A 13640-nucleotide genomic window follows, 5' to 3' on the forward strand; every position below is an offset into this window, starting at 1 on the left:
GTATGACCAGAGCCTCCCGGCCTGAAGGCGCCAGATGCCACGCGTCCCGCGCCAGGTGGCGCAGACACCGCCAAGGTGCCCGGACCCGCACTCTTTCGGATCAACAGCACGTCGATCGGCGACTGGACCCGAGACGCCCCAGGGTGCGGCGGGTGGCGCTTCTGCGCGAATCGGGCAGAGCCGAACTGCACGTTCAGGCCGGCGGTACGGCGTGGTCGTGAATGTGGGTGATCACGGCGTCGAGGGCCGCTTCGAGGGCCTCGGTGGTGTGCTGTGCTTGCGCGAGGACAAGCCCGCCCTGCACTGCCGCCAACAAGGCGAGGGACAGCGTGCTCGCGTCGGTCTCCGGCCGCAGGGAGCCGTTGTCGACCATGGCGGCCAGGCCGGCGCGGATCGCTTCGGACCACATGGTGAAGCTGGCGGCCAGAGCGTCGCGCGCCCACGGATGGTCGTCGGACAGCTCGCTGGACAGGGTGCCCAGCGGGCAGCCCCCGGCCCCGTTCTGCCGGCGGGCGGCGTCGACCACCACCTGGCGCCATGACCGCAGCGCCTCGATGCTGTCGAGCCTGGCCAGCAGCGGTGCTTGGTGGGACAGGATCGCCTCGGACTGGAATGCGATGACCGCGCGGGTGAGGTCGTCCTTGTCGGCGAAGTAGTGATAGATCTGCGACGAGCTGACGCCGGCGGCATCGCGGACAGCGGGGGTGCTGGTGCCCGCCACGCCGCGGCGGTACATGAGGTCGGCTGCGGCCGCGACGATCCGCTCGCGCGTCTCACGCCCTTTCCGCGTGCTGGGCTCCTCCTGCGGCGCTGCTCGTGTCGGCATTGAACCCCCTCAAGACTGGACTTGCCTATCCAATCCTACCCGCCTTAGATTGGATAGGTCGATCCAATCTAAGGGGTGGCGAGTGAGTACTGAGTTGACAACGGTCCTGATCACGGGTGGAACCTCGGGCATCGGCCGGGCGACCGCGCAACTGTTCAGCCGGCGCGGTGCCTCGGTGATCATCACCGGCCGCGACGAGGACCGGGGCAAGGAGGTCGCCGCCGAGACCGGCGGGCGCTTCATTCGCGCCGATCTCGCCGCACCCGAGGAAGTGCGACGCCTGGCTGCCGAGGCCGGCGAGGTGGACGTACTGGTCAACAACGCCGGCTACTGGGAGTTGGGCCCGACCGCCGAGACCACCGACGCGGCCTTCGACACGATGAGCGCGGTGAACGTCCGGGCCCCGTTCTTCCTCACCGCGGCATTGGCTCCGCAGATGGCCGCACGTGGTCGCGGGGCGATTGTGAACGTCTCCACCATGGTCGCCACCCGTGGGGCCGAGGACATGGCCGCCTACGGGGCGAGCAAGGCGGCCCTGGAGGCGTTGACCCGCTCCTGGGCGGCCGAATTCGGCCCGGCCGGCGTGCGCGTCAACGCCGTCGCGCTCGGACCCAGCCGGACCGAGATCACCCAGAGCATGGGCGACTTGCTCGACACCCTCGCGGCCGCCAGCCCGCTGGGCCGGGCGAACGAACCCGACGAGGTCGCCCGCGTCATCGTCTACCTCGCGGGTGAGGACGCCCGGCCGATCACCGGAGCCGTCCTCGCCGTTGACGCGGGCCGCGTCGCCACGCTCTGACCGTTCGTCACTGTCCTTGCAGCAATCGACCAAACTTGAGGGAAACAACATGATTCTGGTTACCGGCGCGACCGGCACGGTCGGGTCAGAAGCCGTGCAGCTGCTGTCCGCAAGGCACCAGCCCGCCCGGGCATTGGTCCGCGACCCGGACCGTGTGACGAACCGCACCGGCCTCGCCGACGAGATCGAGATCGTCACCGGCGACTTCGACCTCCCGGACACACTGGACGCGGCCCTGCACGGCATCGACACCGTCGTGCTGGTCAGCCCGGCCGTGCCGGCCCAGGAGATCGCGGTCATCGACAGCGCGGTCCGGCAGGGTGTATCGCACATTGTCAAGATCACCAGCAAGGCGTCAGCCGATTCCCCGGTCGACCGGCGGCGTGGACAGGCGCGGATCGAGGCGCACCTCGCGGCCACCGGCGTGGCGCACACGCTGCTGCGCTCGAACGCGTACCTGCAGAACCTGCTCGCGCTGGCCCCGATGATCCGACAGACGCGGGGCTTTGTGATGTCGGCGGGCGACGGACAGGTCGGGATGATCGACGCCCGGGACGTCGCCGCCGCCGCGACGGCCATCGCCACCGCGCCGGCCGAGCACGCGGGCCGCACCTACCGGCTCACCGGCCCTGCCCTCATCACCTACATCGACATCGCCAAAGAACTCTCCGCGACACTGGGACACGAGATCGAGTACCGCCAGATCAGTCCGGACGAACACCGGGCGGCGATGATCAAGGCGAGCGTCCCAGAACCCGTCGCGATCTCCAACGCCCAAGCGTTCGGTCTGATCGCCGACGGCGACGCAGCCTGGCTGACCGGCGACGTGGCGACCCTCACCGGCACCGCCCCGCGCAGCCTGCACACCTTCATCACCGAACGCGCCGCGGCCTTCGCCTGAGCCGGGAAAACAACGAGATCCACGCCCCAAGGGCTGTACCGTAAATGATCTTCGACGTGGCCAGGGTGTCTCGGGCCGTCGCGGCTGCCGTCTGTCCGGCGAAGTTGAGGTTGTGCAGGCGGTCGATGCCGAGCATGCCGTGGTGGACGCCGTCGCCCTTGAGCCGACAATCGCGCAGGATCTTCCAGCACTTCATGCGGGCGAAGACGTGCTCCACGCGGGCCCGGACCTGCTTGTGAGAGGTGTTGTGTGTCTTCTGCCAGTCGGTCAGTTCTTCGCCCTTGCGGCGGCGGTCGGCATCACCAGGCCGGTGCCCGGATAGCCGCCGTCGGCGATGGTCGTCATCTTGCCGACGGCGCCCTTCGCGCCGGATTCCTCCCATACCTTGCAGTCGTCGCGGTTGCCGGGCAGCGGCTGGCCGACGACCACGTGAGGCGGGTATCGGCATCGATGACGACCTGATGGTTCGTGGAACAGCGGTAGTTCTTCGACTGCTCGGCCACCGTGTGGTCGCGCGTGGGCACCAGGGTGCCGTCCACGATCAGCACGGTGTCCTTCGCGAACCGCTGGCGCGGCCGGAGTGCGAGCTTCGGGCCGAGATGGTCGATGATCCGGTCAGCGGCGGACTTCGAGACGCCAAAAAGCGGGGTGAGCTGGCGCAGCGTCAAGTCCGTGCGCCAGTACGCCGCGACCAGCAGTACGCGGTCCTCCAGCGGCAGGCTCCACGGCCGTCCGCGCCGCGGCTGTCCGCGCCGCGGCTGTCGGACAGCCGCCGTGCCCGCGGGTGCGACAGCACCTGGAGCGTGCACCAATCCGATGCGTCGGTGGGGTCGGTCGACTGCGACGAGTTCACGATGGCTTCGACACACGAAACCGGCGGCTACCCGAAGAGCGTGAACCTGGTGACATCCGGCAGCAAGTGCGCCCAGGTGCTCACCGACAAGCTGGACGACGGATCCGCGACTTCGGGATCCTCGCGGACACCCGCACGGCAGCAAACGGGCCCACCGGCACGGAGCGGTGTGCACGCGCGGCGATCTCAAGTGTGCAGGATCAGCGGGCGTTCACATCGTTCCCCGCTCCGTCGTGGCGCATGCTGGACGCTGATGGGTTCTTACCGACCCTGCCCGGGTTTGAGCACTGCACGTCAACAGCGACAACCTGCAACTGGTCCAAAATCGGCTGACGCATAGCCTGAGCCGACAGATGAAACAGGAAGGGGCCGACCCAGTGGGCCGGCCCCCTTCTCCGTCTCCCTCAACTTGCTCGGGCTCAGGCTCAGGCGGCCGGGTTCAGGGGTCAGGCGCCCCCGAGGGTGGGGTAGTCGGTGTAGCCGGTGGCGTCGCCGCCGTATGCCTTGCTCATGTCGGCTTCGTTGAGGGGTGCTCCGGTGGCGAGGCGGTGCGGGAGGTCGGGGTTGGCCATGAAGAGCTGGCCGAAGGAGAGGATGTCGGCCGCACGATCCTGGATGAGGGGCAACTGCTCGGCGCCGGTGCGCGAGCCGAGGGTGACGGGGTTAAGCATGAAGACGCCGTTCCACTGCTCGCGCAGGACGGGAGTGAGGTCGGGGGCCACGGTCTCCATGACATGGAGGTAGGCCAGTCCCAGGGGGTTGATGGCTTCGAGGAGCAGGGGGTAGGTCTCGGTGTAGTCGTCCTCGATGATGTCGTTGAAGGGGTTCGCCGGGGAGATGCGCAGCCCGGTCCGGTGCGCTCCGATCGCGGCCGCGACAGCCTCGACGACCTCGGTGGTGAAGCGGATCCGGTTGCGGGGGCTGCCGCCCCACTCGTCGGTACGGGTGTTGGCGTTGGTGGACAGGAACTGCTGGAGCAGGTAGCCGTTCGCGCCGTGGATCTCCACGCCGTCGAATCCAGCGGCGATCGCGTTGCGCGCGGCGGTGGCGAAGTCTTCGACGGTCTGGCGGATGTCGTCGGCGGTCATCTGGGTGGGTACGACGAAGTCCTTCATGCCCTCAGGGGTGAAGGTCTGCCCGGCGGCCCGGACGGCGGAGGGGCCGGTAGGGGTGAGAGGGGTGTCGTAGTTGGCGGGGTGACCGATGCGGCCGGTGTGCATGAGCTGGGCGAAGATCACACCGCCCTTGGCGTGCACGGCGTCGGTGACCTGGCGCCATGCCTGTATCTGGGTGTCGTTGTGCAGGCCGGGGGTGAAGGGGTAGCCCTGGCCGATGACGTTGGGCTGGGTGCCCTCGGTGACGATCAGGCCGGCGGTGGCGCGCTGGGCGTAGTACTCGGCGGCCATCGGAGCGGGGCTGCGATCGGGGCCGTAGGCGCGGCTGCGGGTCATCGGAGCCATGGCGATGCGGTTCTTCAGCTCGTAGGGGCCGACCTTGATCGGGTCAAAAGCGGTAGTCATGGCGGTGCCTTCCAAGAAAAGTGAGATCGGTGAGCGCCGCCACACGAAGCAGCGGCCATTTCTGTACGCTGACGTACAGAACCTCGCTCGGTGGAACTGTACGACACCGTTCACTATTCCCGCGAGCCGCCGCCCCTCCGTCCACCACCAGCCGTAAGGTGATCCCGTGCCTCCCACCAGCCCCTCCCCCAAACCGCCCGCCGAGGGCTCCGCGCCCACAGGTTCGCCGAAGCGGGGCCGCGCCCGCGAGAACGCGATCCTGGCGGTCACGCTGGAGTTGGTGGCCGAGGCGGGCTTCGAGGCGCTGACGTTCGACGCCGTGGCAGCCCGCGCCCGCGCGTCGAAGGCGACGATCTACGGCAAGTGGAAGACCAAGGACGAGATGGTCGCCGAGGCACTTCGCCGGCAGTCGGAAGGGCGCACCGTGCTCGCCCCGGACACCGGCAGCCTGCGCCAGGACCTGCTCGCCACGACGGGCGAGGTGGCCGCCGCACTGCGCGGCAAGAACGGCGTCTCGCTGGTGAGCCTGGTCGAAGCCGTACGCGACCACCAAGGTCTGCGTGATGCGGCCCGCGCCCAGATGGAGCACACGAGCCGCGAGATCGGCTCGGCGATCGCCGAGCAGGCCGCCCGGCGCGGAGAACTGCGGCCGGGGGCCGACGTGCCCGCATGCCTCAAGCTCACCCTGGGACAGCTGCTCTTCGACGCCCTCCTGACCGGCCAGGTACCCGGTCGCGACGAACAGGAGCGCCTGGTGGACCGCGTCCTGCTGCCCCTGCTGGAGAACCAGCAGGGGGAAGACCGGGGCAGCTCAGGGCACACTTCACAGCGCCTCGGATGACATTCACGGCCTCGGCCGGACGCCGCAAGGGCGGGAATACTGTACGTTCGCGTACAGTTATGAGGGATGCGGGTCGGCACAGGGGAACCAACCTGCGGGCCGTGCTGCCGGTACGGCCGGTATCACCATCCCCAGGAGGTTCTCGTGGACCAGTACCGCGATCTCAACGACAGCATCATTACCGAGTTCCGGGCCGGCAACGGCCACGTGAGCTCCGCCGGATTCAGGTCGAATCTGATTCTGATGCACACCATCGGAGCAAGGACCGGCCAGGAACGCGTCAGGCCCGCCTTGTCGCTGTCCGACGGGGAAGCCTGGTTCGTTGCCGCGGCCGCCCGAGGCGCTCAGAAGGACCCGGCGTGGGTGCGCAATCTGCGCGCCCACCCCGACATCAACATCGAGGTGCCCGCTCCCGACGGCGTGCGCACGGTTCCGGTCACGGCCGAGGAACTCACCGGAACTGAACGCGACAGGGCCTACGCCCGTTTCGCTCGGCAGTCACCCGCCTTCAGCACGTACGCGGACACCGTCACCGACCGGGTCATCCCGGTCGTCCGGTTCACCCGCCGCGCCGGTACCCCTGAGCGGTGCACGCTCAGCGTGCACCGCCGGGAAACGTACGCAAGCGTTCCCACAAAGGCCCCTGATGGGGTCTCGCCCCCCGCTCCCGCCCACCTGCGGAGTAAACCCACCTCACAGGAGGACTCATGGTCAACGTTCTCGTCGCCGGGGCGACCGGAATGCTCGGCTCACGCATCGCCCATCATCTGCTTGACGAACCCGGCGTCGCACAGGGCGGAAAACTGGGTCTCCTGGTGCGGGACGGTTCCCTCGACGACCCCGCCAAGAAGGCCGGGATCGACGATCTGGTGGCACAAGGGGCCGTCGTGGTTCCCGGGGACCTCCAGGATGACGGCGCCCTCGCGGAGGCCACCTCCGGTGTGGCCGTGGTCGTCAGCGCGGTCCAGGGAGGCGACAGCGTCGTCACCGACGGGCAGGTGAGGCTGGCAAGGGCTGCCGAGCGCAGCAGGGTGCGGCGGTTCATCCCCTCGGACTTCGCGATCGACATCTTCGCGGCCGATCCGGGTGCTCCCATGTTCGCCGCGAGGCGCCGGGCCGACGAGATCATTGACACCCTGGACCTGGAGGTGCTGCATGTCCTGACCGGCGGCTTCCTCGACAAAATGGTCAGTCCCACAGGCGGCATCGTGGACCACGGCAATCAGACCGTCACCTGCTGGGGCGCCGGCAGCGAACCCTCGAACATGACCACTGTCGAGGACACCGCGCGACTGACCGCCCGCCTGGCCCTGGACGACACCGCACCCGCGGGCGTGCGCACCTTCGCCGCCACCGAGGCCACCCCTGAGCAGATCGCCGAAGAGATCAGCCGCGCCACCGGACGCACCTACACCGTCAAGAGCCGCGGCACCCTCGACGAACTGCGCGAAGCGATCAGCAACGAACACGACCCGACAGCGGCGATCGGCCTCTGGTACCAACTCGTCGTCGCCACCACCCCCACTTTCACCGCGCTGGAGAACGGCCGATACCCCGACATCAGGCTGACCACCCTGCAAGAGCAGGTGCGCCAGTCCTTCCAGTGACAACCGCAACGCCGAGCACCACATGCTTGAATCAGAGGCCTGATCTGAGATGCAGAGCCAGCTTCCGGGCCGACGGACGTGTGGGTTCAGTCCCGCACGAGCTCATCTCTCCTCGCCGCCGGCGTTGCGGGCGGCGAGGTAGCCGGCCAGCTCCCACTTGCCAGTTGGCCCCACCGATGGGCGGGTGGAGGCGGTGATGCCGAACGGGTCGCTCACGATACCGGTGGGGTTCCGTGACCGCCTCGATCATGGCGGTGTTGCGGGCGCTCAGGATGGGCAGCCCGTCGGCACGCATGAGGGTCAGCACCGATGCCCCGGTGCGGGGTCTGCTCGGAGGCCGACCGGGGAAGAGGTACGTGCGAGCACTCGTCGGCGCCAGGATGTCACTGAGCCGCGGCGCGCGAATCTGCTGCTCCAGCAGGGCCGCCAGGGTAGATGGAAGCAAGTCGAGGTGGTGGGCACAGCTGAAGTACGCGCGGCCGTCCTGGGTTCTGTAGCGGTCGGTAGTGAATCGACGACGCGGCTGACCTGCTGTCCGTACAGGCGGACGGCGCGGATGAGCGGACTTCCCGGGGGCAGCGCATGGTCGCTGAGGCAGCGGCGGAGGTGGTCGAGTTGTTCCTGCTCAGTCAGGCCAGCCAGGCTCTGGACCGTATCGCTCATCGGGACTTCAGATGGTGGACCTTGTCCAGGATGGCCGGTTGCACGCTCTGTCGCGTCATGACGCTTGCCCGTTGAGGACCGCGCGGACCGCGGTCAGGTCCTGGTCGCCGAGGCCGGCCCCTGCGGCGCGGGTATAGATCTGCTCGACCCTCGCCAACAGCAGGTCCGGTACTCCCGCCGACGCCGCGGCGGTGCGTATGTGGGCGAGATCCTTGACCGCGGCGCGGACCGGGCTGAGCACCGCGTCGCTCGCGCCGACCAGTTGGGCCGAGCGGTAGTGCAGGTACGCGCTGTCGGCGTTCGAGCCGCTTACGGCGCGCAGGAAGAGCCGGGAGTCCAGCCCGAAGGACTCGGCCAGGACGGCGGCCTGCGCAGCCACCGCGTTCATGCCGAAGAGCCACGTGTTGCAGGCCAGTTTCAACATGCTCGCGCCGCCCGGTCGCTCGGCGACGTCGAGAAGGTTGGTTGCGAGCGCCTCGAAGACCGGCCCGGCCAGCCGCTTGTGTTCGGTGGCACCGGCCACCATGATCGTCAGCTCACCCCGCCGGGCCGGCCCGGGATTGCCCAGGAAGGGCGCATCGAGAAGGGACACACCGAGGTCCCCCGCGCGGGCGACGACTGCTTCGATGTCACCGCCGACGGTCGCGCACTGCGCCACCACCGCACCGGGTTCGAGGGACGGGGCGATCTGCCCGAGCACGTCCAGCACCGCGGCCGCGTCGAACACCGTGACCAGGACGACCTCGGCGGTGCGCACCGCCTCCGCAGAGGTGGAGAACACCGCCACGCCGTCGCTTTCCAGCGGCCTCGCGCGGGCCTCGGTCCGGTTCCACGCGCGGACCGGGAAGCCGCGTTCCCGCAGTCGTCGCGCCATCGCCGAACCGGAGTCGCCAGTCCCGAGCACCGCTACCGTCCGCACCAGTCACACCTCATATTCATGTGACTTGACTCGTCAATTTGACATGTCAAGTTGTAGTGTTGACGGTACTCTTCGCCACTGCACACAGCAAGGGACACCATGGAAAACGACGCCCCGCCCGGGCTTCTCTCGCACCGGGAGCAGGAAATCTGGCGGGCCTTCCTCCAGTTCAGCGAGAACGTCGTCTCAGCGGTCGAACGAGACCTGTTCACCACAACCGGCCTGTCCGGAGCGGACTTCCAGATCCTGGCGCGCCTGCACGAGACCGAGCACGGCCAGATGCCCCAGAAACACCTCGGTGAACTCGTCCACTGGAGCCAGACCCGGCTCTCCCACCAACTCACCCGCATGCAACGCCGCGACCTCATCAACCGCGCATCCGCAGGCCACGGCAGACTCATGACCGTCTCCCTCACCCCCGCAGGCCGCGCCACCTACACCTCCGCACTCCCCCACCACACCCACTCGGTCCGCACCCACTTCTTCGCCCACGCCCAACAGGCCTCCCAGGAAACGGGCCTGCAGCTACTCGACGCCGCGGCACGCGGCGACCACCAACAGACCCACGCCGGCAAGCCGGAAGACCGACAGGACGCACCCTGACCCGCGCAGGCCGCAACCGCGCTGGAACGGACCGCCAGAGCCCGGCCAAGCGCCCGGACAACACCGTACGGAGCAACGCGCCGGACAGTGCCCACGCCGGTCTGGCCGCATCCGGACGCCTACGGCCCAGGCTGCCCTAACATGTCCGACCTGGCTGCCATATCCCAGCCGTCCCACGGTGCGCTCGCCCACCGAACACTGCGCATCCGGCCGCCCATACCGACCTGGGACGAGCCGCCGTTCTGACACCACCACCCCCAGCCTTGCCGTCGTGGAAGACGGGATCGCCCCGCTGGACTGGTCTCAGCGGGGCGATTGTCGGCGAGGTGTCGGGAGGACTCAGCTGAAGTCCATGCCGAAGTAAGGGTCGGGTTCACCTGTATAGGGGTCGACGCCGGACTCCCGGAGTCGCTGTTCTTCGCGCCAGTGGAGGAAACGCGGCGAGCGTTTCCCCCAAAGGGAGGCGTCGCTGAGCGGGCACTCGTCGAACCCCTTGATGAACAGGCGCCGGAGGAACTCCGTCATCCCACATTCGTAGATCTTCCAGTGAGGCGAACCCTGCCGCTCCCAGACAATCACCGGCCACTTGCTGGGGTCGTCGCCGACGGTTAGCCAGCCCAGGACGTCAGCTCCACAGCTGACACCCCACGCAAGAACGTGGTCAGGGCCGACATCAACCCCATCCGGCCCTCCTTCGGACTCCCACAGCTCACGCATGATGACCGTCTCGCCGGCCATACTCCCGAATCCCGGCCCGCCCTGTGGCTGCGTGCTCGCTTCGGGCGTGAGGACCTCCAGCGCGGCGGCGATGCCTCCAGATCCGTATGTGCTCATGAAGGCGATGTAGTCGCGGGGGAAATCGACTCCCCAAGCCCGGCGCATCGCCTCCCAGTCCACCTGCTCATCGGCGCCGTCTTCTGGCGACATCGCCGCCATGAGCGCGGCGAAAGCTGTTCCTTCGGACGGCATGTCCCCTCCAGCGCTGTGCATCGTCGGACGCACGGTATCCGACGCCCCCGACATCGACTTTCGAGGGGTGGAAGTGCCGACCCGGCTTCGTACATCGCGCCGGCTGACAGCCACCAATTGGCCGCCTGATCAACGATCCTCGGGTTCCCCCTACGGACAGCTGACACCAACCCACCCGGCCGGACTTCGGCCGGAATTCGGCCGGGGGCGAAGTCAACACGAGGCGACCGCAGCATCGGCAAGAGGGCGGCCGCCCCGCACACGATGACAATTCAGGGGCCCGCTTTCGTGGCCGGCGAAGCCCGTACCGTCCTACGGCTCCGGCGACAGGGACGACGCGGGAAGGCCCAGAACGCGGGCAAGGGCGGCTGTGACGGCAGCGCAATGGCCAGGCAGGTGCCTGGAAACCCAATCGGCAGCCGGCGCAAGGAGGTCGGCCAGGTCGCGCTCGGCACCGGCGAGCAGGGCGCGGAGCTCGGATACGCATAGCTCGATCACCGGACTGGGCCCGGCACGGCGATCACGGAGCTGGACCTTCTCTGCATCAACGGCACGAGTCGAAGGCGCGAACCGGCTCTCAACATTGCTCGGCGGCCTGGGCTACGGCCTCTCAACTGGCGGTAGCAGGTTGTGCCACACGTGTCCGCAGGAGCCTTTGCAGCAGGTCTGCCTGCGGCGGGTGTCGGCGACGGAGAACACGGAAAGAAGGACACCGAACGCTTTGATGTGCTCGTCAGCGGGGAGTGCCGCGAAGCCGTAGCGGGGTGGGTCCATGCAAATCATCACCGAGGGGTTAGCTGTGGGCTTCACTCCGGACCGAGCGACTCCCCCGTGGCCGTCCGCCGTTGTGATGTGCGCCTGCATCGCATAACCGACGACCTCCTGCAGTACCACCTGCCGTCCTGCCGGGGAGAGGGCGGCAAACCAGGTTGTCCCGTCCTCCAACGTGCGGAGCCCTTGCGCGACCTCGTTGACGACTCGCTCGCCCTCACGCCGAATGGCTCGCCCGTTCTCGGTGCTGGTCCCCGACATTTCTCGATCACTCCACATCGCCTCGGGCCGAAAGCGAGCTGGCGGCATGCAGCACAACTCCTCCCCTGACCAACGCCCCGGTACGTTGGCTTCTGGAGCACGTCGGCTCCAAGGGCTTCGCGGAGCTGAAGTCGGCCGAGATGAACGGCATGTACTTCACCGACCAGGCCCTGCGCCAAACCGCCCTGCTGGTATCCGCGCACGGAGTTGACCAGGTCGGTGGCGAAGATCCTGCGGAAGTCGTCGACTCGGACGCCTTGTCTGTCAAGTCCACGTGTTGAGCCGGAGCTGACCACCTCTGAACCGAACCAGGGAGCCGCCTACGGCCCTCGACGCTCAGGGACGCATTCGCGTGGGGCACTCGTCGGCCTCTCGAAGTCGGACGACAGCAGGCGCGAAACCTGTCGTGCGCGCCTGCCGCCTTGCGGCGTGTCAGTCCCTCGGTGCGACGCGGATACGGTTCCCGTCAGGGTCGGCTGCAAGGAAGGTCAGCCCGAACCCCGCATCATGCGGCTCCTGCAGGATCGTGACGCCCTTGGACTGCCACTGCTTGAAAATGGCGTTGACCTCGTCGGGCCCACTGTCGATGGCCAGACACACCTCACTGGTACGCGGGACGTCCGCTGACAGATCCTCGAACTGGCCGGACCACACAGCGAGGTCAGCGCCAGGCCCGAGGTCGAAGGTGATGTATCCCGGAGTCTCGAACGAGGGGTTCATGCCGAGGAGGTCTCCGTAGAAACGCGCTGCGGCGGGGGCGTCGTTGACGTAGACGATGGACACGACGGATGTGGTCATGGTTCTTCCTTCTCGCAGGTCGTGGGTACGCATCCGCCAGCCTGACCGGGATATGCGCCGCATCATGTCGCAATTCCTGAAAAGCTTGGCGTGTGACCCCAGACCGCTTCTTCTCCCTGATGCTGCTCCTGGCATCGAGGAATGCCGTGACCACACAGGAACTTGCCTCGGCGCTGGGGGTGTCCCTTCGCACCGTCAACCGGGACCTGAACTGGCTCCGAGACGCCGGTCTGCCGGTGACCGCGCAACGGGGCCGCCTCGGAGGCGTGACCATGCTGCCCGGGTCCGGGCTCGACCTCACGCGACTCACACCCGGCGAGCGTGATCATCTGTCGCTCACCGGGCTGGACGAGAAGCAACGCGCGGAGCTCGACGCATCGGTCGAAAGCCGGCGCGCGCTCTCCAAGATCGCCGCCGCACAGCCACGTCGAGTTGATGAGCTCCTGCCGCTCACCGACGTAGTGCACGTGGAAAGCCGCCCCTGGCTCCAGGCCCGTATGTCCGGCACGACCCCGGCTTCGCTGATCGGCCCGGTGCGGCGCGGTCGCCGGCTACGGATCGAGTACGACAGCCCACGCGAGCCATGCCCCCGCGACCTGGTCGTGGATCCCTACGGGCTGCTCGCCAAGGCCGGCAGCTGGTACCTCGTCGCCGACTGCGCCCGAGTGCCACGGATGTACCGACTCGAACGGATCACGACGTGGAAAGAAGCCGACCAGCCACGACGGATCCGCGAGAACCAGACCCTGGCCACCGTCGCTGCAGCGCTCATTGCTCAGTGGGAACACAACCACGCGATAGAGGTCAGCGCCACCATCGACCAGACCCAGATCGAGCGAGCGCAACGGATCTTCGGCCTACGACTCATCCGGGACAACCATGAAGAATCCGCCACCGGCCACAAGGTAACGATCCGCTTCCTGCATCTGGAGGACGTACGAGCACTCCTGCCGTTCGGAAGCGCCATCACTGTGCACAGCCCCACCGAAGCCAGGGCTCACCTCCGCGACCTCGCCACCGATCTTGCCCACCACTATGCGCCGTCACCAACATCCTGACCCGCAACGACTACTCATCACACCGGCTCGGAGAGCAAGGGCAATGCCGGGTGGCGCCTTCGGGTTTCTCGCAGAGCCCCTGGCTGCAGCTCTCAGGCAGGGGCTGCTCTCTTTCTCCCTTGTCACGGCCTCAGTTGGCGGAGGCGCGTCGTGTTCGGGCGCTCGAGTTGTTCGCGGACGTCGTCTCGAATGCGGAGATCGCGAGGGCGGTCCGTTCTCGCGCGGCATGGGCTTTCACAGCGTTCAGCGGC

12 protein-coding genes and 2 pseudogenes are annotated in these 13640 nt (G+C 67.9%); 7 read left to right on the forward strand and 7 right to left on the reverse strand.

The genetic code is table 11. The features are described from left to right. Positions 1–193: 193 nt before the first annotated feature. Complete coding sequence (locus OHS57_RS00935; protein ID WP_328580582.1) at positions 194–826, reverse strand: TetR/AcrR family transcriptional regulator; 633 nt, start codon at positions 824–826, stop codon at positions 194–196. Positions 827–908: 82 nt separating this feature from the next. Between OHS57_RS00935 and OHS57_RS00940 the strand changes: the two genes are divergently transcribed. Further along, positions 909–1625, forward strand: coding sequence for an SDR family NAD(P)-dependent oxidoreductase (locus OHS57_RS00940; RefSeq protein ID WP_328580583.1), 717 nt, complete (start codon positions 909–911; stop codon positions 1623–1625). Between the two features lie 49 nt (positions 1626–1674). Then, on the forward strand, positions 1675–2526 hold the full coding sequence (locus OHS57_RS00945; RefSeq protein WP_328580584.1) for an NmrA family NAD(P)-binding protein: 852 nt from the start codon (positions 1675–1677) through the stop codon (positions 2524–2526). A gap of 94 nt (positions 2527–2620) precedes the next feature. On the opposite strand, the pseudogene OHS57_RS00950 reads toward OHS57_RS00945, so the two are convergent. Together OHS57_RS00950 and OHS57_RS00955 are read right to left on the reverse strand one after the other, a co-directional pair. Next, positions 2621–3266 (reverse strand): annotated as a pseudogene (locus tag OHS57_RS00950) (transposase family protein); the annotation flags it as partial. 559 nt (positions 3267–3825) lie between these two features. Then, entirely contained in the window at positions 3826–4899 is a 1074-nt protein-coding gene (locus tag OHS57_RS00955) for an alkene reductase (RefSeq protein WP_328580585.1), read from the reverse strand. 166 nt (positions 4900–5065) lie between these two features. Here OHS57_RS00955 and OHS57_RS00960 point away from each other — a divergent pair, with 166 nt between their 5' ends. The 3 genes and pseudogenes from OHS57_RS00960 to OHS57_RS00965 all read left to right on the forward strand — a co-directional run bounded on the left by OHS57_RS00960 (position 5066) and on the right by OHS57_RS00965 (position 7347). Next, the gene (locus tag OHS57_RS00960) at positions 5066–5740 is read left to right on the forward strand and encodes a TetR/AcrR family transcriptional regulator (RefSeq protein WP_052457486.1); all 675 of its coding nucleotides are present in this window, start codon (positions 5066–5068) and stop codon (positions 5738–5740) included. Between the two features lie 66 nt (positions 5741–5806). Then, positions 5807–6289, forward strand: a pseudogene (locus tag OHS57_RS37725) (nitroreductase/quinone reductase family protein); the annotation flags it as partial. Between the two features lie 158 nt (positions 6290–6447). Continuing rightward, positions 6448–7347, forward strand: a complete 900-nt coding sequence (locus tag OHS57_RS00965; RefSeq protein WP_328580586.1) for an NmrA family NAD(P)-binding protein — start codon at positions 6448–6450, stop codon at positions 7345–7347. A 718-nt stretch (positions 7348–8065) separates the two neighbouring features. On the opposite strand, the gene OHS57_RS00970 is transcribed toward OHS57_RS00965, so the two are convergent. After that, entirely contained in the window at positions 8066–8929 is an 864-nt protein-coding gene (locus OHS57_RS00970) for an NAD(P)-dependent oxidoreductase (RefSeq protein WP_328580587.1), read from the reverse strand. A gap of 99 nt (positions 8930–9028) precedes the next feature. Here OHS57_RS00970 and OHS57_RS00975 point away from each other — a divergent pair, with 99 nt between their 5' ends. Further along, positions 9029–9532, forward strand: a complete 504-nt coding sequence (locus OHS57_RS00975; protein ID WP_328580588.1) for a MarR family winged helix-turn-helix transcriptional regulator — start codon at positions 9029–9031, stop codon at positions 9530–9532. Positions 9533–9871: 339 nt separating this feature from the next. On the opposite strand, the gene OHS57_RS00980 is transcribed toward OHS57_RS00975, so the two are convergent. The 3 genes from OHS57_RS00980 to OHS57_RS00985 all read right to left on the reverse strand — a co-directional run bounded on the left by OHS57_RS00980 (position 9872) and on the right by OHS57_RS00985 (position 12331). Continuing rightward, complete coding sequence (locus tag OHS57_RS00980; protein ID WP_328580589.1) at positions 9872–10501, reverse strand: hypothetical protein; 630 nt, start codon at positions 10499–10501, stop codon at positions 9872–9874. Positions 10502–11101: 600 nt separating this feature from the next. Further along, the gene (locus OHS57_RS37730; RefSeq protein WP_443042819.1) at positions 11102–11581 is read right to left on the reverse strand and encodes a DUF5958 family protein; all 480 of its coding nucleotides are present in this window, start codon (positions 11579–11581) and stop codon (positions 11102–11104) included. A 384-nt stretch (positions 11582–11965) separates the two neighbouring features. Next, positions 11966–12331 carry a VOC family protein gene (locus OHS57_RS00985; protein WP_328580590.1) on the reverse strand — a complete coding sequence of 122 codons (366 nt, stop codon included), beginning with the start codon at positions 12329–12331 and terminating at the stop codon, positions 11966–11968. Positions 12332–12423: 92 nt separating this feature from the next. On the opposite strand from OHS57_RS00985, the gene OHS57_RS00990 reads away from it, so the two are divergent. Then, the gene (locus OHS57_RS00990) at positions 12424–13389 is read left to right on the forward strand and encodes a helix-turn-helix transcriptional regulator (protein ID WP_328580591.1); all 966 of its coding nucleotides are present in this window, start codon (positions 12424–12426) and stop codon (positions 13387–13389) included. Positions 13390–13640: the final 251 nt, after the last annotated feature.

It is taken from the genome of Streptomyces sp. NBC_00370 (genome assembly GCF_036084755.1).
Classification (GTDB): domain Bacteria; phylum Actinomycetota; class Actinomycetes; order Streptomycetales; family Streptomycetaceae; genus Streptomyces.